The organism is Pseudomonas entomophila, assembly GCF_023277925.1.
Lineage (GTDB): Bacteria > Pseudomonadota > Gammaproteobacteria > Pseudomonadales > Pseudomonadaceae > Aquipseudomonas > Aquipseudomonas entomophila_D.
Window position 1 is genome coordinate 3421947 of sequence record NZ_CP063832.1, and the last position, 25450, is coordinate 3447396.

The following is a 25450-nucleotide window of genomic DNA, read 5'->3' on the forward strand; positions in this document are numbered from 1 at the left end:
CCTGTCCCTCTGTTGCGAAAATTCGATGGTCAAAACGACCGCAGCCCGCGGCGCGAACGCGGCGGGCTACGGTGGAGTCCAGGCTTAGCCTGCGACCGGCGCGCGCCAGTCGTCGGAACCGGAAGTACCGGACACTTCGTGGGTCCAGGTGATCTTGCGGTAGGTGAAGTGCACGTCTTCCAGGTGGGTGAAGTGGGCGTTGCCCGGGTCCTGGCAGTTGTGCATGTAGTCCTTGATGTCGACGATGATCGCGTCTTCCAGGACGGTGGTGTAGTAGTGCTCTTGGGTGCCCTGGGCCGAGGTGCGGTACCACTTGATCTCGACCTTGGTCATGCGCTCGCCCGAGGTCAGGGCGGCCAGCAGCAGCGGCGAGGCCTTGTCGAAGACCTTGGTGATTTTCACCGGCTTGTGCACGCGCTGGCCGGTCGGTTGGCCGGACTGCGGGTCACGCGGGATGATCACTTCGTGTTCGAAGCCCTGGACCATCACCTGGTCTTCGTGGCCTTCCTGGTAGGTGTTGCCCACCGAGTCGGCGGTGAACGCGCCGGCAGTGATCAGACCTTGTTTTTCGCCGGTGACGGCCATGTAGGCGGGAGTTGCCATGTGTTGCTCTCCTTGCTGGATAAGTGCCTGTTCTGGCAGGAAATTGCCAGTTGGCTAGCAAGAGAATTATCAAAAGTCGTGCCAGAAAATATTTTCCTAATATTTTCAGATACTTATACGCATGACGCATCCATTTGGATGTCTTCAAAAGAAAAACCCATCCAAAAGTTGCGCAACTTTTTGCGCAGTGGTGGCAAAAAGTTGCGCAGTTGGCTGTAGGCCATGGTGCATAAGGCCTACATCAATGTATTCACACACTTACCCACATTCGAGTGCGCAACTTCTTGCGCAGTTGACCCAAAGGTCAGAAACAGAAATTCCCACCATGACCGAGGTCATGCCACTGTGCTTTTGCAACAGGAAATTTATTTTCAAAAGGGGGTTGAATTCGCCCCGCGGTTGCCTGACCTTAGAGTCAAGAGGCAAAGAAATACCAACGGCCTCAAGGGCCTAGGCACGCCTCCCTGCGAGCAAGCTGAATAAGGATTGAATCATGCAAATCCAGGTCAACAGCAGCAACCATATCGAAGGCAACATCCGGCTCGACGAGTGGGTCCGCAGCACACTGCACGCCTCGCTCGAACGCTTCGAGGACGACCTCACCCGCATCGAGGTGCACCTGCGCGACGAGAACGGCATAAAACCCGGGCCGCATGACAAACGCTGCCAGATGGAGGCTCGCCCCAAAGGCCACCAACCGATTTCCGTGACCCACACCGCCACTTCGCTGGACCAAGCCGTCGACGGCGCGGCCGGCAAGCTGAACAACGCGCTGGAGCATTTCTACGGCAAGTTGCGCAGCAAGCGCGGCACGCTCGAGATGAGTGACCCGGAGGCCTGAAACTCAAGCCATGCACACGACCAACGCCCGGCCTTGCGCCGGGCGTTTTCGTTCAGCCTGATCAGCGGGGCTGAACCAACCCCGCCCTGCCCCGGTCAACTCCTGCAGTCATTCAGCCAGTGCAGAACGCGACCATGAACAACCCCTTCGACCAGATAAGCGCCGCCTTCGCCCCCGAATATCGGGTCAACCTGAGCATCGAGCACCTGGACGGCAGCATCATGCTGACACTCTCCGACGACAGCGGCGTGGTCGCCAAGCGCCTGGTCAGCGAGGCCCAGCGCAACGACCCGCTGCGCCTGCAACGGGTCATCGACAGCATCCGCCTGGGGCTGGCCATCGAACTGGGGCAGAACCCGCTGGAAGTGCTGGCCGCCCTCACCTGCCAACAGCGCTTCCCAACCACCACGCTGGCCAATTGAGGCTTACTTGCCCTCTTCCACTTCCTTGCCGTTGGCGTCCAGCACCTTGGTCGACGGGTAGCGGTACGAGGCGTAGCGCACCACCAGGATGGCGAACGCCAGCAGCAGAATGCCGCCGCACACGTACAACAGGCCGACATCCGGTGCCTTGTGGTGCGACACATCGCCGATCAGCAGGCGGGTCAGCGCGGTGATCGCCACGTACAGCAGGAAGCGAATAGGCATGTGGTTGGTCTTGAAGTAGATCCCCACCATGGCGCCCAGCTCCAGGTAGATGAACAGCAGCAGGATGTCGTCGACGCTGACCCCGCCCTTGCCCAGCATATCCATGAAGGTCACCACCGCCGCGTACGCGGTGATCGCGCCGATGCCGAACAGCGCCAGGTAGTGGAAGGCCTCCACGCACAGGTTGCCCAGCGAGTCGGCCGAGCCATGCAGGCCCTTGCGCAGTTTTTCTGCCCATTTGATGTTCACGATGTTCGATTTCCCCGATACGGCTGAAGGATGGTGCGCCACCTCTGTGACGCTTGTGCCATGCAGTTAAAGGGCCACGCCCCTGCCTTGGAAGGCGGCCGATTGCCGCAGGGCACCTGTGGGCTACGCTGTTTTTCAGCGCAAAAGGCCATCATCGTGGTTGCGGTCCGGTGGCTTTCGCCTGTACTGTATAAAAACACAGTTATCTGCAACCCCAATCAGCAAAAAGGCACAGAGGTGATGAATGGCCGTCGAAGTGGTGTACCGCAGCAGCCGCGACCCGGAGCGCTTGTTCATGGATAAGGCCGAAGCAGACCGTCACGACAAGATGCTCGAACTGGCCGAACGCCTGGCAGAGGTGCTGCACAAGGCGGTGCCGTCGCTGAGCGAACAGCAGGTCGAGGAAGCCGGGATCTACATGGCCAAGAACCGCGATGTGTTCGCCCGGGCGTTCAAGAGCCAGCCGGATGCGCTGGCGGAGTTGCTCGAGGGTGGTTCGGCGCAGTGATGTCGGCGGTGGGCGCCGGCTTGCCGGCGAACCGCACCCTCACCCCTCTCAACCGTACAGCAACCGCTCTGCCAGCATCTGCGCCACCCGCGCCGGCGAGCGCTTCTCCGCCTGGGCATGGGCGAACACATCGGTCAGCCTGGTCGGGATTCGCGCCAGGTGCGCGGTAATGGTGCCCAGGTCTTCGCCGCGATGCTTGAGCACCACGTAGATCAGCCCACCGGCATTGATCACATAGTCGGGCGCATACAGAATCCCACGGGTTTCCAGCTGATCGGCCACCTGCAAGGTGGTCAGCTGGTTGTTGGCCGAGCCCGCCACCGCGGCGCAACGCAACTGCATCACGCTCTGGCCGGTGAGCACCGGCCCCACCCCGCACGGCGCGAAGATATCGCACGGCGTGCTGATCAACGCGTCGTTGGCCACCGGATGAGCGCCGAACTGCTCCACCGCCAAGCGCACCTTCCCCGGGTCCAGATCACTGACCAACAGCTCGGCGCCCGCCGCATGCAGCTGTTCGGCCAACGCATAGCCCACATTGCCCAGCCCCTGCACTGCCACCCGCAACCCTTCCAGGTTGTCGCTGCCCAGGCGTGCCATGGAGGTGGCGCGAATACCGGCGAACACGCCCATGGCCGCGTGGGGTGACGGGTCGCCCGCAGCGGTGGTACTGGTTACATGAGGGGTGCTCTGGGCAATGCAGTCCATGTCGAGAGTCGAGGTGCCGCTGTCCACGGCGGTGATGAAACGGCCCTGGAGCGTGTCGACGAAGCGGCCGAAAGCCTCGAACAGCGCAGCGCGGTTTTCCACATGGGGGTTGCGCACGATCACTGCCTTGCCGCCCCCCATCGGCAGCCCCGCCAGGGCAGCTTTGTAGCTCATGCCCTGGGCCAGGCGGATGGCATCGGTCATGGCGCTTTCGTCATCGGCATAGGGCAGGTAGCGGCAACCGCCGATCGCCGGCCCCAGTTGCTCGCTGTGGATCACCACCACGGCCTTGAGGCCCGTGGGCGGGTCGATGAACAGGTGCAGCGACTGGGTGCGGGTACTTTGCATGAGGGCGAACATCAACAGGCTCCCCCGTGAGGTGCTCTCTCCAGTATAGGCAGGTGCAAACCCGCCGCGACGCAGTCGGACCACTGGACGAAAACCAGCGCCAGGGCTACAAGTTAAGCGTGATGGAGAGGTGCCATGAACCCACGCCAAGCCTGCCTGGCCTGCCTGGAACGCGAGCCGCCCGCCCTGCTGGAAGCCGCCCTGTGGGTCGCCGCCGAGCATGACCGGACCGTCGAGCCCGCGGCTGGCCTTGCCCGCCTGCACGAGCTGCAGCGCGAGGTCAGCGCCAGCCTGCCAATGCTGCCGCTCAACGAGCTGGCCCAGCCGCTACTGCGCCAGTTGAACGCCCTGGGCTTTCAGCAGGACGAGTACCAGCCGCTGCGCCCGCAGGCGGCCTTGATGGACAAGGTGCTGCAACGCCGCCGTGGCCAGCCGCTACCCCTGGCCATCCTGGCCCTGGAGCTGGCACGCTGCCTGTCGATCCCGCTGGAGGGGGTCAACTTCCCCGGCCACTTCCTGCTACGCGTGCCCGGTGCCGATCACCTACTCGACCCTTGCGGGGGCCGTCGCCTCTACCCCAACGACTGCCGCGACCTGCTGGCGCGCCAGTTCGGCCCCCAGGTCACGCTGACCGCCGAGCACCTGCGCAGCGCCTCGCCGATGCAGATGCTCCAGCGCCTGTCACGCAACCTGCGCCAGCTGCACAGCAGCAACGACAACGACCTGGCCGCGCTGATCGATGCCGAGCGGGTCATGCAGCTGGGCCCGGTGCAGGTGGGCGACTACCTGGCACGCGCCACCCTGTACCAGCACCTGGACTGCCCCCAAGCCGAACGCTTCGACCTGGAACACGCCCTGCTGCTGACCGACGACCCGGTGCAGCGCCTCAAGCTTGGCGAACGCCTGGGCCAGTTGCCCAACGGCAAGCGCTCAATCCATTAACGCTTCACCCTTGGGCGCCACTTCACGCGGCCGTGGCGCCCGCACCTGGCTGACCAGCAGCGCCCCCAGCAACGCCGGGATGGCGCAGAAGAAGAAGATCTGCTCCACCGGCATGTGCAGGGTCAGCAGCAAGCTGCCGACAAGCGGCCCGAGGATCGAACCGAAGCGCCCGACACCCAGCGCCCAGCCAGTGCCGGTGGCGCGCACCTGGGCCGGGTAGAAATTGCTGACGAAGGCATTGAGCGTCAGTTGCCCACCGATGATGCAAAAGCCCGCGGCGAACACGCTGGGCACCAGCCAGCGCGGGTCGTCGTGGTTCAAGCCGACCAGCACGCTGAACACCGCCGCCCCCAGCAACACGCCGGCCAAGAGGCGCGCCTTGTTCTTCATGCGGTCAGCGCACCAGGCCAGGCACACCGCACCAAAGGTGCCAGCGAACAGGAACAGCGAAGTGACCAGGTTGGCCTGCTTCAGCGCCAGACCGCTTTCCTGCAACAGCGACGGCAGCCAGCTGATCATGAAATACAGCAGGATCAGGCTGACGAAGAAGGTGCCCCACAGCAGCAAGGTTGGCCGGGCGAAACCGTCGCGAAACAATGCCACCATGGTGAGCTTGCTGTCCGCGGGTTCATCGGTGCAGACCTGTGCCGCTGGAACCTGCCAGCCCGGCAGCACGCGGGTGGTAATCCGTTGCAACCGGGCATACGGCGGCGTATCGCGCAGCAGGCGCGGCAGCGATTCGGGCAGGTACAAAGCCAGGAACGGGAACAACAATAGCGGCGCCACACCACCTGCGAGAAACACCGCCTGCCAACCGTGCTGGTCGATGAAACCCGCCGCGACGAAGCCCCCAGCAGCGCCCCCCAGCGAGAAACCGCAGGCGGCCAGGGTCACCATCAGGGTACGCAGGCGCGGCGGCGCGTAGTCGGCCATCAACGCCATGGCACTGGGCATGGCGCCGCCCATGCCGATACCGCAGAAGAATCGCGCCAGCATCAAGCTGTCGAGGGAAGTGGCAAACACCATCAGCACCGTCAGGCTGGCGTACAGCAGCACGCAGCACAACAGCACCCGGCGCACGCCGAAGCGGTCAGCCAGGGGCGTCACTGCCAGCGAGCCGACCGTCAGGCCGAACAGGTTGGCGCTGAACACCGGCCCGAAGGCGGCCTTCTCCAACCCCCAGTCCTGGGCCAGCGCGGGAATCACATAGCCCAGCACCTGGGCGTCATAACCATCGGTGACCAACAGCAGAATCAACAGCAGCAGCAGGCGCCACTGGTAGGGTGACACCGGGCGCCCATCGAGCGCCGCGCGAAAGCTGGCTATCTGGTTGTGCATCGCAAGGTACCTGTCTTTTGTTGTTATGCCATGGGTCGCGATGGTCGTGCAGGAGCCGGCTTTGCCGGCAAGCCGGCCCCTACAGGTGCAGTCAGTTGGGGGTGTCGGGCTGCCTCGCCGGGTGCGCTTTCTGGAAGGCGGGGTGCTGTTCGGCCAGGGCGGCTACCCGGCGGATACGCGGGTAGCCGGCGAGGTCGATGTTGAAGCGCTCGGCCGCGTACAACTGCGGGATCAGGTAGATATCGGCCAGCCCCGGCGTGGCGCCAAAGCAGAAGCCTTCATCGCCGATCAATTGCTCGATCGCCGCCAAGCCCTGGCTGATCCAGTGACCGATCCACTGGTTGACCTGGGCTTCGTCATGCCCCAGCTGACGCAGTTGGTTGAGCACGCTGACGTTGTGCAGCGGATGGATGTCGCAACCGATGATTGCCGCCACACCGCGCACCTTGGCCCGGGCCTCGGCGGAAGTCGGCAGCAGTGCAGGCTGTGGATAAGCCTCCTCCAGGTACTCGATGATTGCTGGCGATTGCACCAGTAATTCGCCGCCATCGGTACGCAGGGCCGGCACCCGCCCTTGCGGGTTGAGCGCCAGGTAAGCCTCGCCACGCTGCTCGCCCTTGAGCAGGTTCACCGGCAGGGCCTGATAATCCAGGCCCTTGAGCGCCAGGGCGATACGCACGCGGTACGACGAAGTGGAACGATAGTAGGTGAACAGCTCCATCGCCCCGCCCCTCAGTTGGCCGCGACGACGGTGCCGCGGCACTCGCCAAAACCGATGCTGGCCACGCCATCACGCACGCAGCGGGCGCGCAGGATGATTTCGTCGCCGTCCTCGAGGAACTTGCGCACCTCGCCGCTGGCCAGCTCCACCGGGTGCTTGCCGCCCTCGGTGATCTCCAGCAGGCTGCCGAACGAACCCGGCGCCGCACCGGACAAAGTGCCCGAACCGAACAGGTCGCCCGGTTGCAACTGGCAGCCGTTGACACTGTGGTGGGTGACCATCTGCGCCACGGTCCAGTACATGCTGCGGGTATTGCTCAAGGTCAGGCGGTGGGCCGGCAGGTTCTGCTCGCGCATGCCTGCGGTCAGCAGCAGCACTTCCAGCTCGATGTCGAAGGCGCCACCGGCCTGGTCGCGCTTGTCCAGCAGGTAGGACAGCGGCTGCGGGTCACCTTCCGGGCGCGCCGGCTGGGCGCAGCGGAACGGCTCCAGGGCCTCGGCGGTCACCACCCACGGCGACACCGTGGTGATGAAGCTCTTGGACAGGAACGGGCCCAGCGGCTGGTATTCCCAGGCCTGGATATCACGCGCGGACCAGTCGTTGAGCAGGCAGAAGCCCGCCACGTGCTCGGCGGCATCGCCGATCGGGATCGGCTGGCCCATCTCGTTGCCCTGGCCGATCCAGATCCCCAGCTCCAGCTCGTAGTCCAGGCGCGCGCAGGGGCCGAAGTTCGGCTCGGCCTGGCCGGCCGGCAGGGTCTGGCCCTTGGGGCGGCGCACGTCGGTGCCGGACGGGCGGATGGTCGAGGCGCGGCCGTGGTAGCCGATCGGCACGTGCTTGTAGTTGGGCAGCAGCGGGTTGTCCGGGCGGAACAGCTTACCGACGTTCTTGGCGTGCTCGATGCCAACGTAGAAGTCGGTGTAGTCACCAATTTTCGCCGGCAGGTGCAGTTGGCATTCACTGGCCGGATACAACGCAGCCTTCAATGCGGCCTGGTGCTCGCTACCCTCACCCAGCAGCGCCAGCAGGCGCTCACGCAGGGCCACGCGGGCCGGGCGGCCCAGGGCGAAGAAGGCGTTCAGCGCCCCCCCTTGGGTGGCCTCGACGGCGGCCTTGGCCTGGCCGTCGAACAGCCCGCTGGCCAGCACGGCTTCCAGGTCGAGGATGGCGTCGCCGATGGCCACGCCGCAACGCGGCGCCTGCCCTGGGCGGCTGAAGATGCCCAGGGGCAGGTTCTGCAGCGGGAAGTCGCGGTGCCCGTTGGCGTGCTCGACCCAGCTACGGGCGTTGGCGGTCTGGTTCATCGGTTATCTCCGGTTCGGGTTGAAGGTGCTCGGCAAGGTGGCCCAGCAACTATCGTAGTCGGCCTGCAATTGCGGGCTTTCGAGGGCCTGGCGGCTCGGGCGCAGCACTTGGCTGGTCTCGAACATGAAGGCCATGGTGTTGTCGATCTTGTGCGGCGCCAGGTCCACCGAGATGGCCTTGTCGCAGGTCTCGGCGTCCGGGCCATGGGCGCTCATCACCCCGTGCAGCGAGGCGCCGCCGGGCAGGAAGCCTTCGGCCTTGGCGTCGTAGGCGCCCTGGATCAGGCCCATGAACTCGTTCATCAGGTTGCGGTGGAACCACGGTGGACGGAAGGTGTTCTCAGCCACCATCCAGCGCGGCGGGAAGATCACGAAGTCCATGTTGGCCATGCCGTGGACGCTGGTCGGCGAAGTGAGCACGGTGAAGATCGACGGGTCGGGGTGGTCGAAGCTGACGGTGCCGATGGTATTGAAACGGCGCAGGTCGTACTTGTACGGCACGTTGCTGCCGTGCCAGGCGACCACGTCCAGCGGCGAGTGCTGCAGCTCGCAGGCCCAATGTTCGCCGAGGAACTTCTGCACCAGCTGCACCGGGCCGCTGGTTTCTTCGTAGTGGGCCACCGGGGTGAGGAAGTCACGCGGGTTGGCCAGGCCGTTGCTGCCGATCGGGCCGAGGTCCGGGATGCGCAGCGGCGCGCCGTGGTTCTCGGCGATGTAGCCACGGGCCTGGTCGTCGAGCAGTTCGACGCGGAACTTCATGCCGCGCGGAATCACTGCGATTTCCAGCGGCTCGACCTCCAGCACGCCCAGCTCGGTGGCGATGCGCAGGCGGCCTTGTTCGGGTACCAGCAACAGCTCGCCGTCGGCATTGAAGAACACCCGCTCCATGGAGCGGTTGGCGCGGTAGATGTAGATGCTCACCCCAGCCGGCTTCTCGGAGGCCGAGTTGGCCACCATCGGCAACCAGCCTTCGATGAAATCCGTGGGCTCGGCCGGCATCGGCTGGGGGCTCCAACGCAGGCGATTGGGGGTGATGGCGCCCAGCGCGCCGGTCAGCGGCTGGCGCTCAAGGCGCTCGAAGCGCGGGTGCAGTGCCGACGGGCGGATACGGTACAACCAGGTGCGGCGCAGTTCGCTGCGGGTCATGGTGAACGCGGTGCCCGACAGCAGCTCGGCATACAGCCCGTAGGGCGCCTTCTGCGGCGAGTTCTGCCCCACCGGCAAGGCGCCAGGCAGGGCTTCGCTGGCGAATTCGTTGCCGAAGCCGCTCAGGTACTGGCGTTCAGGGGATGTGTCGCGGGTCATCGGTGCCTCCGGGCTCGCGCGGAGCCGTTGCTGGCAGCTGGCTGCTGGCCCGATCCGGAGATTGGTACGGGGGTGGCAGCGCGTCTGCATTGTTTTTATCGTAATCAGATTACGAATAACGTAATTTGCTCGTGCGCAGGCGTCAAGCTATAAAGGCGCCACCCAATGAATTCTGCGTAGACGTCCCTCATGGCCAAAGCCAGCACCAGCGCCGACAACGGCAAACAGAAGGTCCGCTCGGCGGAAGTCGGCACCGACATCCTCAAGGCCCTGGCTGAACTGTCCCCCTCCACCTCGCTTTCGCGCCTGGCCGAGCATGTGCAGATGCCGGCAAGCAAGGTCCACCGCTACTTGCAGGCGCTGATCGCCAGCGGCTTCGCCGAGCAGGACCCGGCCACCAACCATTACGGGTTGGGCCGCGAGGCGTTGCGGGTGGGCATGGCGGCACTGGGCAGCATCGATGTGCTGAAGGTGGCGGCGTTGCCGCTTTCGCAGTTGCGCGACGAACTCAACGAAAGCTGCTTCATCGCGGTGTGGGGCAACCAGGGCGCGACGGTGGTCAGCATCGAGCCGGCGGTGCGCGCGGTGACAGTGGTGACGCAGATCGGCTCGGTGCTGCCGCTGCTCAGTTCCTCCACCGGGCTGGTGTTCGCCGCCCACTTGCCGGAGCGGGAAACCGTCGAATTGCGCGACCAGGAACTGGCCGCGCGGCATCAGACAGCCGACGACTACACGGTGCTGCTGGAGCAGATCCGCCAGCGCGGTCTGCACCATGTGCACGGTTTGCTGATGCCCGGGGTGGATGCCCTGTCCGCCCCGGTGTTCAATGCCATGGGCCAGATCGTCGCGGTGATGACCGTGGTCGGGCCGACCTCGATCTTCCACGCCGATGAACAGGGGCCGGCGGCACAGCGCCTGCTGGCCGCCGTCGGGTCGGTCAGCAGGCGGATGGGGTATGTCAGCAGGGCGTGAACCTAGACCGACGATCAAGGTTGCAAAGCGCTACCGACACGATGCTCCCGCTCACCTGAGCTCATGGCTCGCTCCCGGCTCCTGCCGGTAAACAGCCAGTTCAGTGAGCCACGCCACCTCGTCCTCGAATGTGCCGTACAGACGCTTGGTGCCGGCCACGCCCACTTCGATGATCAGCTCGTGCTCCGCGTACAACGCCTTGAGCCACTCGACTTGCCGCTTTAGCCACACGGACAGGCTGGATGATGGCCCTGGGAACAGTTGCGACCAGAGCCGGCTACCATGGTCGAACAGCCGAGTCCCGTAGAACTTCAGCACGCTGGTTGCGCCCGGCAGGCTGATAAGGCCTTTGAGCAAGGCAAAGAGTGCCGCGGTCCTGTCGCCATCGCGTAACGCGACCAGGCTGCGATAGAACGTAATACCGGCCTTGACGAAACCCAGCACGATGCGCACGGGTGGAAACACCAGGGCGACGGCCTCGGCAACCAGCTCGACCATCCACAGTACTTCCCGGGTGATACGTCTTGCAGCGCTATAGGCATCCCGCTCTGCCTCGGCCAGCAGGCGCTCGATACGTTGACGCAGGGCTACGGCAAGGTCCTTGATGTTATGGAGCACTTGCAGCGAAGCGACGATCCGATCATTGCCCTCCCTGTCCGAGTCGGCGTTCCGAACACTTTCGTTGAGCGTGTGGATCTTCGCCTCATCGTCTACCGCGATTCGATCGAAAACCCAATCCTGCATGGCGTCGCCGCGCCACTGGTCGACAAATTCGCCGACGTTGTACAGGTGACGCCCCTCAAGCCCGTCTCCAAGATAGATCAACGTCCCCCGTGCTTCAGCCGACTGCAGCAGGTAGGCCCCGGCGATGACGGCGCCATTGATCTGCAACTCGGCAAGCTTGCAATCTTCGACGAAACTGCCACGGTGAAAATCCATGCAGACGGGCGTCAACCAGCGGGCATGCTCGTCGCTGACTCTGCCCCGCTGCAATTCCAACAGGCAATCCCGTTGGATTTTCATGCCCAGGATATGGCGGTGCAGCTCCAGCAGGCCTGATTGGTCATCGCCCTCCGGGTCGAGATAGCGTTTGCGGACCTCACCACAGTAACCCTTACCCAACTCGGCAGCGCGGATGTAGCCGTCGATTTCCTGGCTCTTGAGGTGCGACAGGTCCTGGCCCACCGTGGAAGTGAACCGGGCGTAGTCCCTGAAGTTGAAATCCGCTGGGTAGCCACTTGCCACCACCAACGTCAGCGACTGCCGTACCCCGTCCTCCAGCTCGACCAGGACGGTATCCGCATCGATCCAGCCCCCTTTGTTACCCGGGTAGCGGTTGATCCGCTCGCTGACGCGCTCCCGAGCATAGGCCATGAAGTCCGGGACCTGGGCCGCTTCCTGGTACTGCGCGGTCAGCACACGCAGTTCATGGCCGAGATCTTCCACGCGTCGTTGCAGTTCGTCATCCGGCCTGGCGAATGTCTCCGGCCTGACCGGTTCCAGGTCATCGACGATCTTCAAGACCCTCAGTTCGCTCCAGAACTGGATCAGTTGCTCCCAACTATCGATGTCCTGCTGATCAACCTGGATGGTCTCGTGGGACCACTCCTGGGGAAGCCTTGCGATCAGTTGCAGATATCGCTTCAAAACGGGACGCTGGGCATGCTGCACGTGCTCGACAAGGTATTCGCGGCCTTGTGGCGTGGCAGTGAGCGCCCCCAAAGCAAAACTCATTTGCCCCGCTGAAGTGAACGCCTGCAGGTCACCCGCCGGCGAGCCCGGGGCATAGAGCACGTGGATATCGTCGTTGTACAGATACAGGTGGTCGGTCAACAGCATTTCACCATTGATGGACAGCAAGGCCACCTTGAACTGGCCTGGGCCCGAACCCTGCGACCACGGACCTTGCACAGCCTCTTCGAGCAACTTCACGGCCTTGCGGTCGAGCCCCTGAAAATCCGCAGCCTGCCTGGCGAGCTGCAGCCTGGCATCCAGCGCCTTGCCCAGCAGATACAGGGTCCAGTCGTGCTGGTAGATGTTCTCGACCCTCTCGACATAACCCTGGTGCAACTGCAACTCGTCAGCTAACCGCGATACGCCCTCCTGCCCCACGGCATCGCGCAATTCATCGTGCTGAATCGCCACAGCCAGATGCCGCCCCCGATAGCGCCCGCCACATACCCACTCGAGCAGCGAAACCACGTTGACTTGCGCATCCGGGGTGAAGTCATGCGTGATGTGCAGTAGCACATCGGCAGGCTTGAGCTGCGGGAAGCCCTGGTCGGCCAGCCAAAGGCCGATTCGGTGCTCGGCGTAGGCGTAGAAGTCGCCGTGCCCGGACTGCTGCTCCAACTGCTCTTCAGCGTCGATCACGGCCTGGTTGAGATCCGAGAGCCGCTGGGCCTCGGCCTCCGAGAGATGGCGCAGCCATTCTGGGGTCAGGTCCTGGCGCAGGGTCGCAATGATTTCAGCAACGCAAGCCTGCAGCCCGGCCAGCCAGGGTTCCAGTGCCACGGCTGCGTCGGCGCTGCCATCGTCGGCATTGAGCGCGTTGATGACCAGTTGGCGCTGCAATGCCTGCATATCTTCCAACAGGTATTCCTCAGGCGCCCCCTCGACCCATGACAGTTTCAATGTGACGCCGCTCGCCGCCTTCAATGCCGCACGCTCTTCTTCGGCCATGGCCTGCAGCCAGCAGTCGTCACCTTGCAGATGGGCGAGCAGCGCTTCGCCCAAGCGCGGATACGTGTCGAACCAGACGCCCGCGCCCAGCCCGCAAAGAACAAGGGGCTCCTCGTCATCGTACAGGTCGTGGCTCAGCGCCAGGAAACCCGGAACCCGTACGCTCACCTCGTCATCGATGACCAGCGTAACGGCAGCCAGCGTCGGTTCCTCCGCGGCGTCGGGCAACAGCGCCTCGATATCGGCCCTGGGCGCCCCCAGACGCTGAGCCTTGGCCCGGACCTGCAGGGTCAGCAGCTCGCGCAGTTGCGCCTGCAGCGTCGCAGATTGCCCCTGCCACCATTGGGCGGTGGCGGCTTGCCACTGTTCATCAGGCCACTGCCCTAGGTCGTCAATAGCTGCTTCGCGGGGGGGCAGCATGGGGGCCAGCGCCAGCTGTGCTTGCAGCGTCATGCTCAACACGACGAGCGCACTAAACGTTTCTTGATCGGAATCGGGAAGGGCCGTAAACGGGGCGGCAGTAGGGAGATTCAGCTTCATGATGAGTTCTCTTTCCGTGCGATGTAGGAAATCGCACAGTGAAGAAATCAGAAAAATGAAAGCGGATGGAAAGAGTGGCACATGAGCCTACTCTGCCCTGCACTTGAACCGGCGAACGCATAACGAACCAAGCCGGAAATACGGAGGATTATCGCGGTAGATGTAACAGAGAATGTCAAAAGCAGGTATTTTTCCTACGCTGCAATGTGCCTATTCTTAGCTCCATTGGTTCGGCGCGAAAAGCTCTCCCCCCGCTTTTCAAGCCACCAAGATTCACCGACGTTGATTTTGAAGCTCCTTGATCTACGTCTCGATTGGCCGTTGCGGTTGCAGCGGCCTTTTTTATTTCTGCAAGAATCACCTGGCAGCGGCAGGCAGGCGATATTCAAGATCACCGGGACTAGCATGCCCCTGTGGGACCACATTGGCCCTTTCGCCGGCAAGCCGGTGCCTGCAGATACAGCGCTGATCATGGGTTGGCGAGCCGGCTTGCCGGTGAACACTGGCAAGCTCGGCCACGGTTGGATCACGTCAAAGGAAACCGCTGCAAGTTCGCCATCATCTGCTGTAACGCCTGCAGGCTGTCCTGCGGATGCACCGCGTCTTCGAAATCGCCGATCCGTTCCCAGTTGTCCGCCACCTGTTCCGGTGTGAAGCCTTCGCGCGGGTCGAAGCCCACCCCCAGGCTGCGTTCCCAGCGCACCTTGCCCACCCAGCCACCGCCAACCTCGAACAACTGGCCGCTGTCCTGGCACTGCTCGCTGCCCAGGTACACCACCAGCGGGCTGATCAGCTCAGGCTTGAGTTGCTCGAACACCTGGGGCGGGATCAGCCCCTCGGTCATACGGGTCGCGCCGGTTGGCGCAATGGCATTGACCAGGATGCCGTGCTTGCGCCCTTCGATGGCCAGGGTGCGGGTCAGCCCGTAGAGCCCGAGCTTGGCCATGCCATAGTTGGCCTGACCGAAATTGCCATAGATGCCCGAGGTGGATGAGGTGAAGATCACCCGCCCCCAGTTCTGCCCTTGCAGATGTGGCCAAGCGGCGCGAGTGAGCTTGTAGGCGCCCTCGACATGCACGCGATACACCAGATCCCAGTCGCTGTCCTCCATCTTGTGGAAAGACTTGTCGCGCAGGATGCCGGCGTTGTTCACCAGCACATCGACCCGACCGAAACGGTCCAGGGCCTGCTCAACGATGCGTGCGCCATCGGTCACCGAGTCATGGTTGGCGACCGCCTCGCCACCGGCGGCGCGGATCTCCTCCACCACCCGGTCGGCCGCCGAGGCGTTGGCGCCCTCGCCATGGGTACTGCCCCCCAGGTCGTTGACCACCACCTTGGCGCCGCGCGCGGCAAACAGCAGCGCATGGGCCCGGCCCAAGCCGCCGCCGGCCCCCGTGACAATCACCACTCGATCTTGCAGACGTACCGGCTCGCTCATGCTCAGGGCTCCAGGCAATGGATGGATGCAACCAGTCTCCGCCTGCCATGGGCGCCGGGCAATCAAGCCCACCGTGGCGAATGCCGGGCGATAACGCCCAGCGATGTTCGTCCGGTCACGACCAGGCAACCTTCTGCGGGATGAAACTCCACGGCTGTTCACGAAACGCCAGGTAATGGCGCAACACCTGCACCGGCGCCTCGGTATGCGGGTAATGGCCGATCCCCTGCAGCACCACGGTGTCCGGCTCTGGCACCACCTGGCGGTAGCGTTCGACCATGTGCGCGCCCGACAACGGGTCTACCGCGCCATTGATGAAGCGTAGCGGCACGCCTGAACGCTGCAAGGCGCTGACCCAGCGTTCACGCTGGGCCCGACGTTCGGGCAGGAAGGTGATGAGTTTGTGCAGGATGCGCGGGCCGTGGTTGGTGGCGATCAGGCTCCAGTAGTCATCCAGGGCGCTCTCGCTGGGGTGCGTGCAGGGCCCGTAGACCTGGGTGACATTGCGCACCAGGTCATCGCGCCCGAACGAGCGCCCGACCAGCCAGCCCAGGCGGCTGAGCAGCAGCTTCTGGATCAGCAGCACCCGGCAGCTCTCCGGGAACAGCCCGCTGTTGAGGAACACACAACTTGCGATTTCAAGCCGTTGCTCATGGTGCCGTGCCAGCAGTTCCTGGGCGACGCTGCCACCGTAGTCGTGGGCCAGCAGGTGCACCGGCTGGTCGATCTGCAAGTGGCCGAGCAACGCCTGTTGCAGGTCGGCCTGCTCCAGCAGGCTGTAGTCGTGGTCCGGGGGCTTGGCCGAATCGCCGAAGCCCAGCATGTCGCAGGCCACCACACGGTAGCGTTGGGCCAGCGGTGCCCACAGGTAGTGCCAATCCCAGCTGGCGGTGGGGAAACCGTGAAGCAATAGCAGTGGCTCTCCTTGCCCTGCCGTCCAGTAACGGATGCTCTGGCCCCGGAAGCTGAAACTCTGGCTCCGGGTGCGCCAGACGCACAGTGGAATCTCGGCCAGAGGCATTAGGGGCGTCCCGGTGGGTAAGTGTCGGAATAGGGCAAGGCTGCTGCGTTCATTGCAAGTCACCTCGGCACATACATGTGCTCTCTATATCGAGGCACAGTCTAGAAGCCCCTACGAAGGTGATAAGTTGCCTTGGCAGCCAGCCTGATGACCGTGCGAGTCAGTGGCACGAACGGTCACAGCAGCATGACCAGCAGCGGTGCGGCGAGCAGGTTGAGCAAGCCGGTCAGGACCATGACCAACCCAGCCACCGAACCCTCCTCGCGCCCCACTTCCTGGGCCCGGCTCACGCCCGCGCCATGGGCGCCGACCCCGAACAGCGCGCCACGGGCCAGCGGCGTGCGCAACGGCAGCCAGCGCAGCAGGACGCCACCGAACAGGGCGCCCAGCACCCCAGTGAACATCACGAACACCGCCGTCAACTCCGGCACGCCGCCCAGATCCTGGGCCACCGGCATGGCGAACGGCGTGGTGATCGAGCGCGGCAGCAGCGACAGGCTGACCGACTCATCCAGCGCCAGCAGGTGCGCCAGCGCCCACGAGCTGCCAATCGACGCCACGCTGCCGGCCAGCATGCCCACCAGCAGCGCCGGCCAGTGCCGGGCCAACAGGGCCCGCTGCTGCCAGATCGGCACCGCGAAGGCCACGGTCACCGGGCCCAGCACACCCATCAGCCAATGGGTGTTGCGGGCGTATTCGGCGTACGCGGTGTGCAGCGGCACGGCCACCGCCAGCAGCAGGGCCGGCACCAGGATCAACGGCGACAGCAGGTAGCGCCCGCTGCGCCGGTACAACCAGCGGCTGCCCAGGTAAGCGGCCAGGGTCAACACCAGCCAGAACACCGGCATGGGCTCAAGGCTCATGGCGCAACCTCCAGCGGCATACCAGCTCCACGGTCACGGCGGTGACCACCATCACCAGCAGGGTGCTCACGGCGATCACCAGCAGGATGCGCCAGCCTTCGCTGCGCAGCAGGCTGCCGTAGTCCAGCAGGCTCATCAGCGCCGGGATGAAGAACAACAGCATCTCGGCCATCAGCCACTTGGCGCCCAACTGCAAGGTGACGGGCTTGACCACGCCAGTGGCGAACAGCACCAGCAGCAGGGCCAGGCCCATCACACCGCCAGGGACCGGCCAGGCGAGCCAGGCGGCGAGTTGGCCACCGATCAGGAACAGGGCGAGCAGCACCGCCAGCTCGGCGAGCAGGCGGAGGGTTTTCTTGATTAATTCGGCATTCATGGGCGGGGGTTCCTCGACAACGTGCTCATTGTAGAATTCGACCACCTAGGCCAGAAGCGAATTGTTAGACTAATCAGCATTCCACAATGGAATGGTGGTCATGGAATTCAAACAACTGCGCAGCTTCATCGAGGTGGTTCATCGGGGTGGTTTCACCCAAGCGGCGAACACCCTGCATATCAGCCAGTCAGCGGTGAGCAAACAGGTCGCCCAACTGGAACAGGCCATCGGCCAGCCCTTGCTGGAGCGCCAAGGCTCGCAGCTGCACCTGACCGACGCCGGGCGCATCCTCCTGCAGCGTGGCGAAGTACTGATGCGCCAACGCCAGGAGTTGCTCAACGAACTGGACGACCTCAGCCAACTGGCCCGTGGCGAGCTGCGCCTTGGCCTGCCGCTGCTCGGCAGCGATGCCCTGTTCGCCGGGTTGTTCGCCGAATACCGGCGACGTTACCCGAACATCAGCGTGCAACTGCTTGAAGGCGGCAGCCGCATGGTCGAGCAAGCGGTCAGGAGTGGCGAGCTGGAGTTGGGGGGCAGCTTGACCCCAAGCGATCCGGCGTTCGACTACCAACCATTCTGCAACGAAGCGCTGGAGGCCCTGCTGCCGGCCGATCATGCCTTGGCGGGGCAGATCGAGGTCGAACTGGAGCAATTGGCCGAGACACCGTTCCTGCTATACCAGCGCAGCTTCGTGCTCAACGACCGCTTGCTCAATGCTTGCCAGCAGGTGGGGTTCACGCCGAAGGAAGGCGGGCGCAGTGGCCAGGCAGACTTTCTCGCCGCGCTGGTGGCGGCGGGCCAGGGCGTGGTGCTGTTGCCCGCCATCGTGGCGCGGGCGCTGGAGCGGCCGGGGGTGGTGCGCCTGCCGTTGCGGGCGCCGGATTACCTGAAGTGGGATATTGCCTTCATCTGGCGGCGGGGGGCGTACCTGTCGCGGGCAGCCCAGGCGTGGCTGGCGTTACTGCGGGAACAGCATTGAACATCCATTTTACGCGCCACCGGTAGGAGCGGCTTCAGCCGCGATCACCCGCGACGCGGGTGCCAGACACCGAGTTGCCTCCATGGCGGCTGAAGCCGCTCCTACAGGTAAACCGCATCAGCCCTTGAGCACTGCCGCGAACTGCGCCAACCACGGCTCGGCATCGGTCTCCGGGGTCACCGTCTCGCTGGCATCGAGCCTCAGCATTGGCTCTACTTCACGCACCCCCAGCTCGGCGAACAGCTCGCGCATCTGCTCGCCACCGCCACAATACGTATCGCCATAACTCGAATCGCCCAAACCGATCACCGCGCCCGGCAGCCCACGCCAGGCCGCTGGCAGGGTGTCGCGGATCGCGCTGAACAGCGGCATCAGGTTGTCAGGCAGCTCGCCCATGCCGGTGGTCGAGGTCACGGCCAGCAATGCCTCGGGGGCAAAGCCCTCGAGATCCTGCAACGTGGCACGGGAAGCGTGCCAGGCTTCAAGGCCTGCCGCCTTGAGCAGGGACTCGGCGTGACGGGCGACTTCTTCGGCGGTGCCATACACCGAACCGGAAATAATGGCGACTTTCATCGGGTGAGGATTCCGAAACTGAGTGAAAACGTAGGATACTAGCATCCGACAGTGGCAAAAGGCCGCCTCCGCCAAAAGTCACAGGCGCCCGTCGGATCGAACCTCGACCCGACCAGTGGCGTGAACCAAGCCCCTACACCGCTGTCCATCGCCGTGAAGAAATCGACCATACCGCTCGCCCCTTCGAGTTCGACCATGCAAGCAGACGCCCTCCTCTCCCAGGACGAGCTGGACTTCATCCAGGACATGCAGCATTCGCCCCAGTTGAACCTGGCCGACCCCATGTCGAGCCTGCTGGTCAACGGCGACCGTCGCCTCAAGGACCTGCTCACCCGCCTGGTGGCCAACGAACAGGTCACGCTGCAGGCCAGCTTCAACAACCAGCAATTGAGCTTCCCGCTGCAACTGGTCGAGGACGAATTCCACGCCCTGCACCTGCAACTGGGTTCACCGGACATCTACGAGGATGGCCCCATGCTGCGGCCCTGGCGCCTGTCGCTGGAACAACCCGCGCCACTGCTGGACGAGCACCACCAACAAAGCGCGCTGTGGGTGCGCGACATCTCGTTCAAGGGCGTGTTGCTGGAAGTGCGCGACCGCAGCACAGCCCCCGCGCATTTCAACCTGCACTTCGCCCCCGAAGGCATCCCGGCAATCGGCCTGCACGGTACCCTGCGGCGGCGCATCGGCCCACGGCTGGCGGCCTATGACCTGTCGCACAGCCCCGCCGAAGAGATCGAGCGCCTGCGCGAGTACATCCTGCAGGCCCATCGCCAGGCCCACCCCGAGCTGCACGCCCAGGCGCCCCTCGCGGTCTGACGACCGTACAACGGCTGAAACTGACCGGTCATGATCGATCGGCGATAATCCGTGCCCGATTCTTGCAAGCTCGCTTGCGCCGCCCACCACCCCGGGCCGCGCATGAAGAGGGGCCGGCTACCCGCCAGCCCCATCGCCAGGAGATACACGATGTCTACCCCCGTCACCCTGATGGTGTCGCGCCGCGCCGCCCACGGCCGCTACCAGGACCTGCTGGCCTGGCTGCACGAAGGCGAGCAACTGGCCACCGACTTCCCCGGCTATCTCGGCTCGGGCATCCTCGCCCCGCCCACCGACGGCGATGAGTTCCAGATCATCTTCCGCTTCACCAACGAACAAACCCTGCACGCCTGGGAGCATTCCGCCTCGCGCCGCGCCTGGCTGCAACGCGGCGACGGCCTGTTCGAACGCCCCAAAGAGAAGCGCGTCAGCGGTATCGACGACTGGTTTGGCACCAACATGGTGCAAAAACCGCCGCGCTGGAAGCAGGCCACGGCCATCTGGCTGGCGTTCTTCCCGGTCTCGCTGCTGTTCAACCTGCTGTTCGGCCACTGGCTGGCGCCACTGGACTTGCTGCCCCGCGTGCTGCTCAGCACCCTGGCCCTGACGCCGGTCATGGTGTACCTGTTCATCCCCCTCTCGACCCGCTTGCTGGCCAGCTGGCTGACCCCCACCGCACGCCCGCGACAGGAGCGCCCCACGGGCCTGCGCAGCCGCTGAGGCGCGGGCTCGCAAGGCCGCGCAGTTCGGGTATGCTGGGGCATCTCGCACGGACAGACGAACAGACCGCCCCGAACATGAACAGCCCAATCCTCATCACCGGAGCCAGCCAGCGCGTCGGGCTGGCCCTGGCCCTTGAGCTGGCACAGGCCGGCCATACGGTGGTCAGCGCCAGCCGCAGCCTGCACCCACAGGCGCCGCACCCGAACATCCGGCAGTTCCAGGCCGACCTGACACAAACCGCCGACCGCCAGGCCCTGATCGACCACCTGCACAGCCACTACGACGGCCTGCGCGCGATCATCCACAACGCCTCGCTGTGGCTCGACGACGGCCTCGACAACCTCGACACCATGTTCCGCCTGCACGTCGAGGCGCCCTACCACCTCAACCTGGCGCTCGGCGAGCTGCTCGGCAAAGTGGCCAAGGCCGACATCATCCATATCTGCGACGAGACCTCCTCGCGCGGCAGCAAGAGCCACATCGGCTATGCGGCCACCAAGGCCGCCTTGCAGAACATGGTGCTGTCGTTCGCCGAAAAGTACGCGCCCAAGGTGCGCGTCAACGGTATCCTGCCGGGCCTGCTCATTCTCAAAGAGGGCGGCGATGAGCAGTACCGCCAGCAGACGCTGAAAAAAGCCTTGCTCGAATTCGAACCCGGCGCCCGCCCGCTGATCGACGCCGTGCTGTTCCTGCTGCAAAGCCAGTACAGCACCGGCAGCCAGGTGGTCATCAACGGTGGCCGCCATCTGAAGAACCGCATGACCTGAGAGACGCCCATGACCCCGCAACAACAGCTCGAACTCGAAGCCGCCGCGTTCCGGCGCCTGGTCGACCACCTGCAAAAACGCACCGACGTGCAGAACATCGACCTGATGAACCTTTCCGGCTTCTGCCGCAACTGCCTGTCGAAATGGCTCAAGGCCGCCGCCGACGATCGCCAGATCGAACTGAGCCTGGACGATGCCCGCGAGCAGGTGTACGGCATGCCCTACAACGACTGGAAAGCCCTCCACCAGAAAGAAGCCAGCGCCGAGCAACAAGCGGCGTTCGAACAAGGAAAACCCCGTGACTGACCTGAACACCCTGCGCAGCAGCCTCGCCAGCGGCGAGCATGTGTTTGCCGACACCCTGGCCTTCGTTGCCGCCCATTACAGCTACCAGCCCCAGGCCTTCGACAATGGCGACGTGCACAATGCCGCCGGGCAGAACGAAGGTTCGTGCAAAACCCTGGGGCTGGCCCTGCTGGAAGGGTTGAGCGACCAGGAAGCGCTGCAGGCCTTTGGTGAGCACTACCGCAGCGTGGTGGCCACGCCCAACGGCAGCGACCATGGCAATATCCGCGCGCTGATCAAACACGGGCTGGCGGGCGTGAAGTTCGCTGCACAACCGCTGACGCGGCTGGCCTGAAGCAGCACGCCCACCTGTAGGCGCCAGCCTTGCTGGCGAAAGCGTCCGTGTGATGCAGGCAAGGCTGCGCCTTGCATCGCCAGCAAGGCTGGCTCCTACAGGACGCGGCCTGGGGTGTTGGCGGGGAGGTTGGCGTGTTGTAGCCAACCCAACGCGATCGGCCACAGGCTTTCGCGGAAACGGTCGTGGAAAAAGGCGAAATGGCCGATCGCCCCGACCGAGATATCCACAGGCGCCAGGCGCAGGTGCCTGCGCACGGTACCGTCCAGATAGCCCAACAGGCGCTCGGTCGCGGCCACCGTGCCGAACGGGTCGTCGGTCAGGCTGATGGCCAGGGTGGCGGCCTGGACCTGGGCGAACGGCGGCGCTTCAAGAGAGCGCCCGCTCGGGCGCTGCTCGTAGCGTGGCGTGCGTGTGCTCCAGTCACGCACCACCCCTGCCGGGGTGTCCTCCAGCCAACCGAGGCGCTTGCCCGGAAAGTATCCGAACACTCGCGTCAGCAGCGGCATCACCACATGCCATTTGCCGAACAACTGCCAGCGCTGGCCCGCCGCGTAGTCGCGCCAATAGGCGAACTGCGCACCCACCAGCACCGCATGCCTGACCTGCGCCGCGGACGGCGCCAACCCCAGCGCCCACCCCCCGAAACTGTGCCCGACCACGTGTACCGGCTGGTTGGGGTACTCGAGAGCGGCCAGTTGCAGCATGGCCTCGAAGTCCAACCGCCCCCAGTCACTCCAGCTGGCCTGGAACCCGCGCAGCGACGCCGGGCGCGACTCACCGATGCCACGGTAGTCGTAGGTCAGCACATCGAAACCCTGGGCGAAGAGGTAGTCGGCGAAACGGGCGTAGTAGCGGCAGCGCACCGAGGTGGCGGCGTTGATGATCACCAACGGGCGCTGGCGGTCGGGTGTGGCATGGCGCCAGCAAAAGCCTCCGAGGCTGTAGCCGTCGGCGGCGGTGTGGCGAAAGGCGGTGGCGGGTTGAGTGAGGCTGCTCATGGCGCGCTCCCTGCGGTTGTGCGCCAACGCTAGCAAAACGGCCCTTTCGCCGACAAGCCGGCTTCTACGAGGGCTGCGCCAATCTCTGGGATGGCGCTCGCCCCGCAGTAGCCGGCTTGTCGGCGAACAACTAGATAGAAAGCGTTACAGCTCGACGCAGTCGAACTTCACGTCGGTGGCCACGTCTTCGTCGTAGTTGACGTCAGCGCGCTCGAAGCCGAACAGGTTGAGGAACTGCTTCTTGTAACCGGCGTAGTCGGTCAGTTCGAACAGGTTCTCGGTGGTCACCTGCGGCCACATGGCTTTGCAGGCGTCCTGCACGTCATCGCGCAGTTCCCAGTCGTCCAGGCGCAGGCGGGCTTTCTCGTCCACAGCTGCCGGGGCGCCGTCGGCGCGGTACATGCGGTCGCGGAACATGCGGTCCAGCTGGTCCTGGGTGCCTTCGTGGACGCCCTTCTCCTGCATGATCTTGAACACCATCGACAGGTACAGCGGCATCACCGGGATAGCCGAGCTGGCCTGGGTGACGACCGACTTGAGCACCGCCACGTTGGCGCCGCCTTTGACTTCGCCGGCCAGTTTCTTGTCCAGGCGCAGGGCGGTTTCGTCCAGGTCCTGCTTGGCCTGGCCCAGGGCACCGTGCCAGTAGATCGGCCAGGTGATTTCGGTGCCGATGTAGCTGAAGGCCACGGTGCGCGCGCCTTCGGCCAACACGTCGGCGCCAGCCAGGGCGTCGATCCACAGCTGCCAGTCCTGGCCACCCATCACGGTGACGGTGTCGGCAATTTCCTGCTCGGTGGCCGGCTCGATGCTGGCCTCGATGATGGTGTCCTTGTTGGTGTCGATGGCGGTCGACTTGTACGGCTGGCCGATTGGTTTGAGCGCCGAGCGGATCAGTTCACCGGTCTGCGGCAGCTTGCGCACCGGCGAGGCCAGCGAGTAGATGACCAGGTCGACCTTGCCGCCCATTTCGTTCTTGATCAGCTCGATCACTTTGGCGCGGGCTTCGTCGGAGAAGGCGTCACCGTTGATCGACTTGCTGTACAGGCCTTCGGCCTTGGCGAACTTGTCGAAGGCGGCGGCGTTGTACCAGCCAGCGGTACCGGCCTTGGTCTCGGTGCCCGGCTTTTCGAAGAACACGCCCAGGGTGTCGGCCTTGAAACCGAACGCCGCGGTGATGCGCGCGGCCAGGCCGTAGCCGCTGGAGGCGCCGATCACCAGGACTTTCTTCGGACCATCCTCGCGCACGCCCAGCTTGCGGGTGGCTTCGATCTGGTCACGGACGTTGAGCTCGCAGCCCTTGGGGTGAGTCGTGGTGCAGATGAAACCGCGAACCTTGGGATGAATGATGGCCAATGTCTGTACCTCGTCAGGTTTAGGCTGGGGCAGCGCCTGGATTCGGGGCGCTGCCGTTTGATCTAGAGGGTGAGACTACCCTCGCGGGATATCCGACACATATTACGGGGTGATTCACATTGCTGCATCGTCTGCACGGCCCCGTTCGCCGGCAAAGCCGGCTCCTACAGGTACGGCATCGATCTTGAGGTAGGCGCGGTCATCGTAGGAGCTGGCTTTGCCGGCGAACACGGGCCAAGCCCGGGCCATGCGCCCACAGGGAATCGCACCCTCAACGCAGCAGGGCTTCGCGCAGCCACGCCAGGAACTGCCGCGCCAGCGGGTCCTCCTGGCTTTCCCAATGCACCAGGCAGCTCCACACCGGCCCGCGCACACGCTGCTCAGACAGGGGCCGCAAGCGCCCTTCATCGACCATTCGCCGCGCCAGCAACTGGCTGACCAAGGCGATCCCCAGCCCCTCGCCCGCCGCCTCCAGCAGCAACCCCGGGTCGGAAAAATTCAGCCCTTTGCCCTGCTGCCCCACCGCCTCGCCGCCCTCCAGTTGCCAGTGGCTCCAGTCCATCTCCCGCTCACCGTGCAACGTGGTGCGCCCCTGCTCAGGCAATGCCGGGTGGCAAGCCGGATACAGCTGGTCCTGATGCAACACGGTGAAGCTGCATTCGGCCTGCGGGCCGATATCGTCGCGAATGGCCAGGTCGATGGTTTCGCTGGCCATGTCCGGCACCTCGAAGCTGGTGAACAGCCACAAATCGACGTCCGGATGACGCTGGTGGAAGTCCGCCAGGCGCGGCAGCAGCCAGTGGCGGGCAAAGGCCGGGGTGGTGTTGACCACCAGCTGGTTGGGCTTGCGGTACTGGTCGAGGCGACGGATCCCCACCGCCAGTTGCTGCAGCAGGGCCTGGGTGGTGCTGAGCAGGTCGTGCCCGGCATCGGTGAGGCTGACGCTGCGCCCACTGCGGTGGAACAGCGGCTGCTCCAGGTAGCTCTCCAGGCTGCGGATCTGCTGGCTGATCGCCGACTGGGTGAGGTTCAGGGCCTCGGCGGCCTTGTGGAAGCTGCCCAGGCGGGCGGCGGCTTCGAAGCCGCGCAGGGCGTTTAGCGGGGGCCAGTGTTTGAGCATGCTGATAAGCCTGACTGATCAGTAATCCGCTAAATCTATCGTTTGTCGGCCCGGCTTCCTAGC

General features: G+C 64.5%; 28 protein-coding genes. 12 read left to right on the forward strand and 16 right to left on the reverse strand.

What is annotated here, in order from left to right; genetic code table 11:
* Nucleotides 1–84: 84 nt before the first annotated feature.
* Nucleotides 85–603 carry an Hcp family type VI secretion system effector gene (locus IM733_RS15050; protein WP_011536257.1) on the reverse strand — a complete coding sequence of 173 codons (519 nt, stop codon included), beginning with the start codon at nucleotides 601–603 and terminating at the stop codon, nucleotides 85–87.
* Between IM733_RS15050 and IM733_RS15055 the strand changes: the two genes are divergently transcribed.
* The 3 genes from IM733_RS15055 to IM733_RS15065 all read left to right on the forward strand — a co-directional run bounded on the left by IM733_RS15055 (nucleotide 604) and on the right by IM733_RS15065 (nucleotide 1866).
* Nucleotides 604–822, forward strand: a complete 219-nt coding sequence (locus IM733_RS15055) for a hypothetical protein (RefSeq protein WP_248917398.1) — start codon at nucleotides 604–606, stop codon at nucleotides 820–822.
* A gap of 274 nt (nucleotides 823–1096) precedes the next feature.
* The gene (locus IM733_RS15060; protein WP_248917399.1) at nucleotides 1097–1444 is read left to right on the forward strand and encodes an HPF/RaiA family ribosome-associated protein; all 348 of its coding nucleotides are present in this window, start codon (nucleotides 1097–1099) and stop codon (nucleotides 1442–1444) included.
* Nucleotides 1445–1578: 134 nt separating this feature from the next.
* Nucleotides 1579–1866: a DUF3509 domain-containing protein gene (locus tag IM733_RS15065; protein WP_248917400.1), complete on the forward strand. Its 288-nt coding sequence runs from the start codon at nucleotides 1579–1581 to the stop codon at nucleotides 1864–1866.
* Nucleotides 1867–1869: 3 nt separating this feature from the next.
* Here the strand turns inward: IM733_RS15065 and IM733_RS15070 are convergent, their stop codons facing one another.
* Nucleotides 1870–2340: a phosphate-starvation-inducible protein PsiE gene (locus IM733_RS15070; RefSeq protein ID WP_248917401.1), complete on the reverse strand. Its 471-nt coding sequence runs from the start codon at nucleotides 2338–2340 to the stop codon at nucleotides 1870–1872.
* Between the two features lie 244 nt (nucleotides 2341–2584).
* Here IM733_RS15070 and IM733_RS15075 point away from each other — a divergent pair, with 244 nt between their 5' ends.
* A complete protein-coding gene (locus tag IM733_RS15075; RefSeq protein ID WP_248917402.1) occupies nucleotides 2585–2848 on the forward strand; it encodes a YebG family protein in 264 nt (87 codons plus the stop codon).
* A gap of 48 nt (nucleotides 2849–2896) precedes the next feature.
* On the opposite strand, the gene IM733_RS15080 is transcribed toward IM733_RS15075, so the two are convergent.
* A complete protein-coding gene (locus tag IM733_RS15080; RefSeq protein ID WP_248917403.1) occupies nucleotides 2897–3916 on the reverse strand; it encodes a Leu/Phe/Val dehydrogenase in 1020 nt (339 codons plus the stop codon).
* A 123-nt stretch (nucleotides 3917–4039) separates the two neighbouring features.
* Here IM733_RS15080 and IM733_RS15085 point away from each other — a divergent pair, with 123 nt between their 5' ends.
* Nucleotides 4040–4846 (forward strand): SirB1 family protein, encoded by an 807-nt coding sequence (locus IM733_RS15085; protein WP_248917404.1) that lies wholly within the window; start codon nucleotides 4040–4042, stop codon nucleotides 4844–4846.
* On the opposite strand, the gene IM733_RS15090 is transcribed toward IM733_RS15085, so the two are convergent.
* The 4 genes from IM733_RS15090 to hmgA form a co-directional block, all read right to left on the reverse strand.
* Nucleotides 4835–6184 carry an MFS transporter gene (locus IM733_RS15090; RefSeq protein ID WP_248917405.1) on the reverse strand — a complete coding sequence of 450 codons (1350 nt, stop codon included), beginning with the start codon at nucleotides 6182–6184 and terminating at the stop codon, nucleotides 4835–4837. The genes IM733_RS15085 and IM733_RS15090 overlap by 12 nt on opposite strands.
* A 91-nt stretch (nucleotides 6185–6275) precedes the next feature.
* Complete coding sequence (gene maiA / locus IM733_RS15095; protein ID WP_248917406.1) at nucleotides 6276–6905, reverse strand: maleylacetoacetate isomerase; 630 nt, start codon at nucleotides 6903–6905, stop codon at nucleotides 6276–6278.
* An 11-nt stretch (nucleotides 6906–6916) separates the two neighbouring features.
* On the reverse strand, nucleotides 6917–8209 hold the full coding sequence (gene fahA / locus IM733_RS15100) for a fumarylacetoacetase (protein WP_248917407.1): 1293 nt from the start codon (nucleotides 8207–8209) through the stop codon (nucleotides 6917–6919).
* Nucleotides 8210–8212: 3 nt separating this feature from the next.
* A complete protein-coding gene (gene hmgA, locus IM733_RS15105) occupies nucleotides 8213–9514 on the reverse strand; it encodes a homogentisate 1,2-dioxygenase (RefSeq protein WP_248917408.1) in 1302 nt (433 codons plus the stop codon).
* A 189-nt stretch (nucleotides 9515–9703) separates the two neighbouring features.
* On the opposite strand from hmgA, the gene IM733_RS15110 reads away from it, so the two are divergent.
* Nucleotides 9704–10486: an IclR family transcriptional regulator gene (locus IM733_RS15110; protein WP_248917409.1), complete on the forward strand. Its 783-nt coding sequence runs from the start codon at nucleotides 9704–9706 to the stop codon at nucleotides 10484–10486.
* A 51-nt stretch (nucleotides 10487–10537) separates the two neighbouring features.
* Here IM733_RS15110 and IM733_RS15115 read toward each other — a convergent pair whose 3' ends face one another.
* The 5 genes from IM733_RS15115 to IM733_RS15135 form a co-directional block, all read right to left on the reverse strand.
* Nucleotides 10538–13708 (reverse strand): hypothetical protein, encoded by a 3171-nt coding sequence (locus IM733_RS15115; RefSeq protein WP_248917410.1) that lies wholly within the window; start codon nucleotides 13706–13708, stop codon nucleotides 10538–10540.
* Nucleotides 13709–14234: 526 nt separating this feature from the next.
* Entirely contained in the window at nucleotides 14235–15149 is a 915-nt protein-coding gene (locus IM733_RS15120) for an SDR family oxidoreductase (RefSeq protein ID WP_248917411.1), read from the reverse strand.
* Nucleotides 15150–15264: 115 nt separating this feature from the next.
* Nucleotides 15265–16170, reverse strand: a complete 906-nt coding sequence (locus tag IM733_RS15125) for an alpha/beta fold hydrolase (protein WP_248917412.1) — start codon at nucleotides 16168–16170, stop codon at nucleotides 15265–15267.
* Between the two features lie 176 nt (nucleotides 16171–16346).
* Nucleotides 16347–17033 (reverse strand): LrgB family protein, encoded by a 687-nt coding sequence (locus IM733_RS15130; RefSeq protein ID WP_248917413.1) that lies wholly within the window; start codon nucleotides 17031–17033, stop codon nucleotides 16347–16349.
* Nucleotides 17023–17409, reverse strand: a complete 387-nt coding sequence (locus IM733_RS15135) for a CidA/LrgA family protein (RefSeq protein ID WP_248917414.1) — start codon at nucleotides 17407–17409, stop codon at nucleotides 17023–17025. Before IM733_RS15135 ends, IM733_RS15130 begins: the two co-directional genes overlap by 11 nt.
* Before the next feature lie 100 nt (nucleotides 17410–17509).
* On the opposite strand from IM733_RS15135, the gene IM733_RS15140 reads away from it, so the two are divergent.
* Nucleotides 17510–18388, forward strand: coding sequence for a LysR family transcriptional regulator (locus IM733_RS15140; protein WP_248917415.1), 879 nt, complete (start codon nucleotides 17510–17512; stop codon nucleotides 18386–18388).
* A 117-nt stretch (nucleotides 18389–18505) separates the two neighbouring features.
* Here IM733_RS15140 and IM733_RS15145 read toward each other — a convergent pair whose 3' ends face one another.
* Nucleotides 18506–18961: a flavodoxin gene (locus IM733_RS15145; protein WP_248917416.1), complete on the reverse strand. Its 456-nt coding sequence runs from the start codon at nucleotides 18959–18961 to the stop codon at nucleotides 18506–18508.
* 195 nt (nucleotides 18962–19156) lie between these two features.
* Between IM733_RS15145 and IM733_RS15150 the strand changes: the two genes are divergently transcribed.
* The 5 genes from IM733_RS15150 (at nucleotide 19157) to IM733_RS15170 (ending at nucleotide 21910) form a co-directional block, all read left to right on the forward strand.
* The gene (locus tag IM733_RS15150) at nucleotides 19157–19780 is read left to right on the forward strand and encodes a hypothetical protein (protein ID WP_248917417.1); all 624 of its coding nucleotides are present in this window, start codon (nucleotides 19157–19159) and stop codon (nucleotides 19778–19780) included.
* A gap of 150 nt (nucleotides 19781–19930) precedes the next feature.
* Nucleotides 19931–20500 (forward strand): antibiotic biosynthesis monooxygenase, encoded by a 570-nt coding sequence (locus IM733_RS15155; RefSeq protein ID WP_248917418.1) that lies wholly within the window; start codon nucleotides 19931–19933, stop codon nucleotides 20498–20500.
* Nucleotides 20501–20532: 32 nt separating this feature from the next.
* A complete protein-coding gene (gene folM, locus IM733_RS15160; protein WP_248917419.1) occupies nucleotides 20533–21270 on the forward strand; it encodes a dihydromonapterin reductase in 738 nt (245 codons plus the stop codon).
* 9 nt (nucleotides 21271–21279) lie between these two features.
* Nucleotides 21280–21576, forward strand: coding sequence for a DUF1244 domain-containing protein (locus IM733_RS15165; protein ID WP_011535663.1), 297 nt, complete (start codon nucleotides 21280–21282; stop codon nucleotides 21574–21576).
* On the forward strand, nucleotides 21569–21910 hold the full coding sequence (locus IM733_RS15170) for a HopJ type III effector protein (RefSeq protein WP_248917420.1): 342 nt from the start codon (nucleotides 21569–21571) through the stop codon (nucleotides 21908–21910). The genes IM733_RS15165 and IM733_RS15170 overlap by 8 nt, the downstream gene beginning before the upstream one ends.
* A gap of 95 nt (nucleotides 21911–22005) precedes the next feature.
* Here the strand turns inward: IM733_RS15170 and IM733_RS15175 are convergent, their stop codons facing one another.
* The 3 genes from IM733_RS15175 to IM733_RS15185 form a co-directional block, all read right to left on the reverse strand.
* On the reverse strand, nucleotides 22006–22911 hold the full coding sequence (locus IM733_RS15175; protein WP_248917421.1) for an alpha/beta hydrolase family protein: 906 nt from the start codon (nucleotides 22909–22911) through the stop codon (nucleotides 22006–22008).
* A gap of 144 nt (nucleotides 22912–23055) precedes the next feature.
* Nucleotides 23056–24267: an enoyl-ACP reductase FabV gene (fabV, locus tag IM733_RS15180; protein ID WP_248917422.1), complete on the reverse strand. Its 1212-nt coding sequence runs from the start codon at nucleotides 24265–24267 to the stop codon at nucleotides 23056–23058.
* Nucleotides 24268–24538: 271 nt separating this feature from the next.
* Nucleotides 24539–25387 (reverse strand): LysR substrate-binding domain-containing protein, encoded by an 849-nt coding sequence (locus IM733_RS15185; RefSeq protein WP_248917423.1) that lies wholly within the window; start codon nucleotides 25385–25387, stop codon nucleotides 24539–24541.
* Nucleotides 25388–25450: the final 63 nt, after the last annotated feature.

Coding starts and splice junctions, on each gene's coding strand:
- IM733_RS15155 (WP_248917418.1), top strand. CDS start 19,931: ATGTCTACCCCCGTCACCCTGATGGTGTCGCGCCGCGCCGCCCACGGC.
- IM733_RS15125 (WP_248917412.1), bottom strand. CDS start 16,170: ATGCCTCTGGCCGAGATTCCACTGTGCGTCTGGCGCACCCGGAGCCAG.
- IM733_RS15085 (WP_248917404.1), top strand. CDS start 4,040: ATGAACCCACGCCAAGCCTGCCTGGCCTGCCTGGAACGCGAGCCGCCC.
- IM733_RS15135 (WP_248917414.1), bottom strand. CDS start 17,409: ATGAATGCCGAATTAATCAAGAAAACCCTCCGCCTGCTCGCCGAGCTG.
- IM733_RS15120 (WP_248917411.1), bottom strand. CDS start 15,149: ATGAGCGAGCCGGTACGTCTGCAAGATCGAGTGGTGATTGTCACGGGG.
- IM733_RS15130 (WP_248917413.1), bottom strand. CDS start 17,033: ATGAGCCTTGAGCCCATGCCGGTGTTCTGGCTGGTGTTGACCCTGGCC.
- IM733_RS15060 (WP_248917399.1), top strand. CDS start 1,097: ATGCAAATCCAGGTCAACAGCAGCAACCATATCGAAGGCAACATCCGG.
- IM733_RS15145 (WP_248917416.1), bottom strand. CDS start 18,961: ATGAAAGTCGCCATTATTTCCGGTTCGGTGTATGGCACCGCCGAAGAA.
- folM (WP_248917419.1), top strand. CDS start 20,533: ATGCTGGGGCATCTCGCACGGACAGACGAACAGACCGCCCCGAACATG.
- IM733_RS15115 (WP_248917410.1), bottom strand. CDS start 13,708: ATGAAGCTGAATCTCCCTACTGCCGCCCCGTTTACGGCCCTTCCCGAT.
- IM733_RS15050 (WP_011536257.1), bottom strand. CDS start 603: ATGGCAACTCCCGCCTACATGGCCGTCACCGGCGAAAAACAAGGTCTG.
- IM733_RS15185 (WP_248917423.1), bottom strand. CDS start 25,387: ATGCTCAAACACTGGCCCCCGCTAAACGCCCTGCGCGGCTTCGAAGCC.
- IM733_RS15110 (WP_248917409.1), top strand. CDS start 9,704: ATGGCCAAAGCCAGCACCAGCGCCGACAACGGCAAACAGAAGGTCCGC.
- fahA (WP_248917407.1), bottom strand. CDS start 8,209: ATGAACCAGACCGCCAACGCCCGTAGCTGGGTCGAGCACGCCAACGGG.
- IM733_RS15165 (WP_011535663.1), top strand. CDS start 21,280: ATGACCCCGCAACAACAGCTCGAACTCGAAGCCGCCGCGTTCCGGCGC.
- IM733_RS15150 (WP_248917417.1), top strand. CDS start 19,157: ATGCAAGCAGACGCCCTCCTCTCCCAGGACGAGCTGGACTTCATCCAG.
- IM733_RS15090 (WP_248917405.1), bottom strand. CDS start 6,184: ATGCACAACCAGATAGCCAGCTTTCGCGCGGCGCTCGATGGGCGCCCG.
- IM733_RS15065 (WP_248917400.1), top strand. CDS start 1,579: ATGAACAACCCCTTCGACCAGATAAGCGCCGCCTTCGCCCCCGAATAT.
- hmgA (WP_248917408.1), bottom strand. CDS start 9,514: ATGACCCGCGACACATCCCCTGAACGCCAGTACCTGAGCGGCTTCGGC.
- IM733_RS15080 (WP_248917403.1), bottom strand. CDS start 3,916: ATGTTCGCCCTCATGCAAAGTACCCGCACCCAGTCGCTGCACCTGTTC.
- IM733_RS15075 (WP_248917402.1), top strand. CDS start 2,585: ATGGCCGTCGAAGTGGTGTACCGCAGCAGCCGCGACCCGGAGCGCTTG.
- IM733_RS15140 (WP_248917415.1), top strand. CDS start 17,510: ATGGAATTCAAACAACTGCGCAGCTTCATCGAGGTGGTTCATCGGGGT.
- IM733_RS15175 (WP_248917421.1), bottom strand. CDS start 22,911: ATGAGCAGCCTCACTCAACCCGCCACCGCCTTTCGCCACACCGCCGCC.
- maiA (WP_248917406.1), bottom strand. CDS start 6,905: ATGGAGCTGTTCACCTACTATCGTTCCACTTCGTCGTACCGCGTGCGT.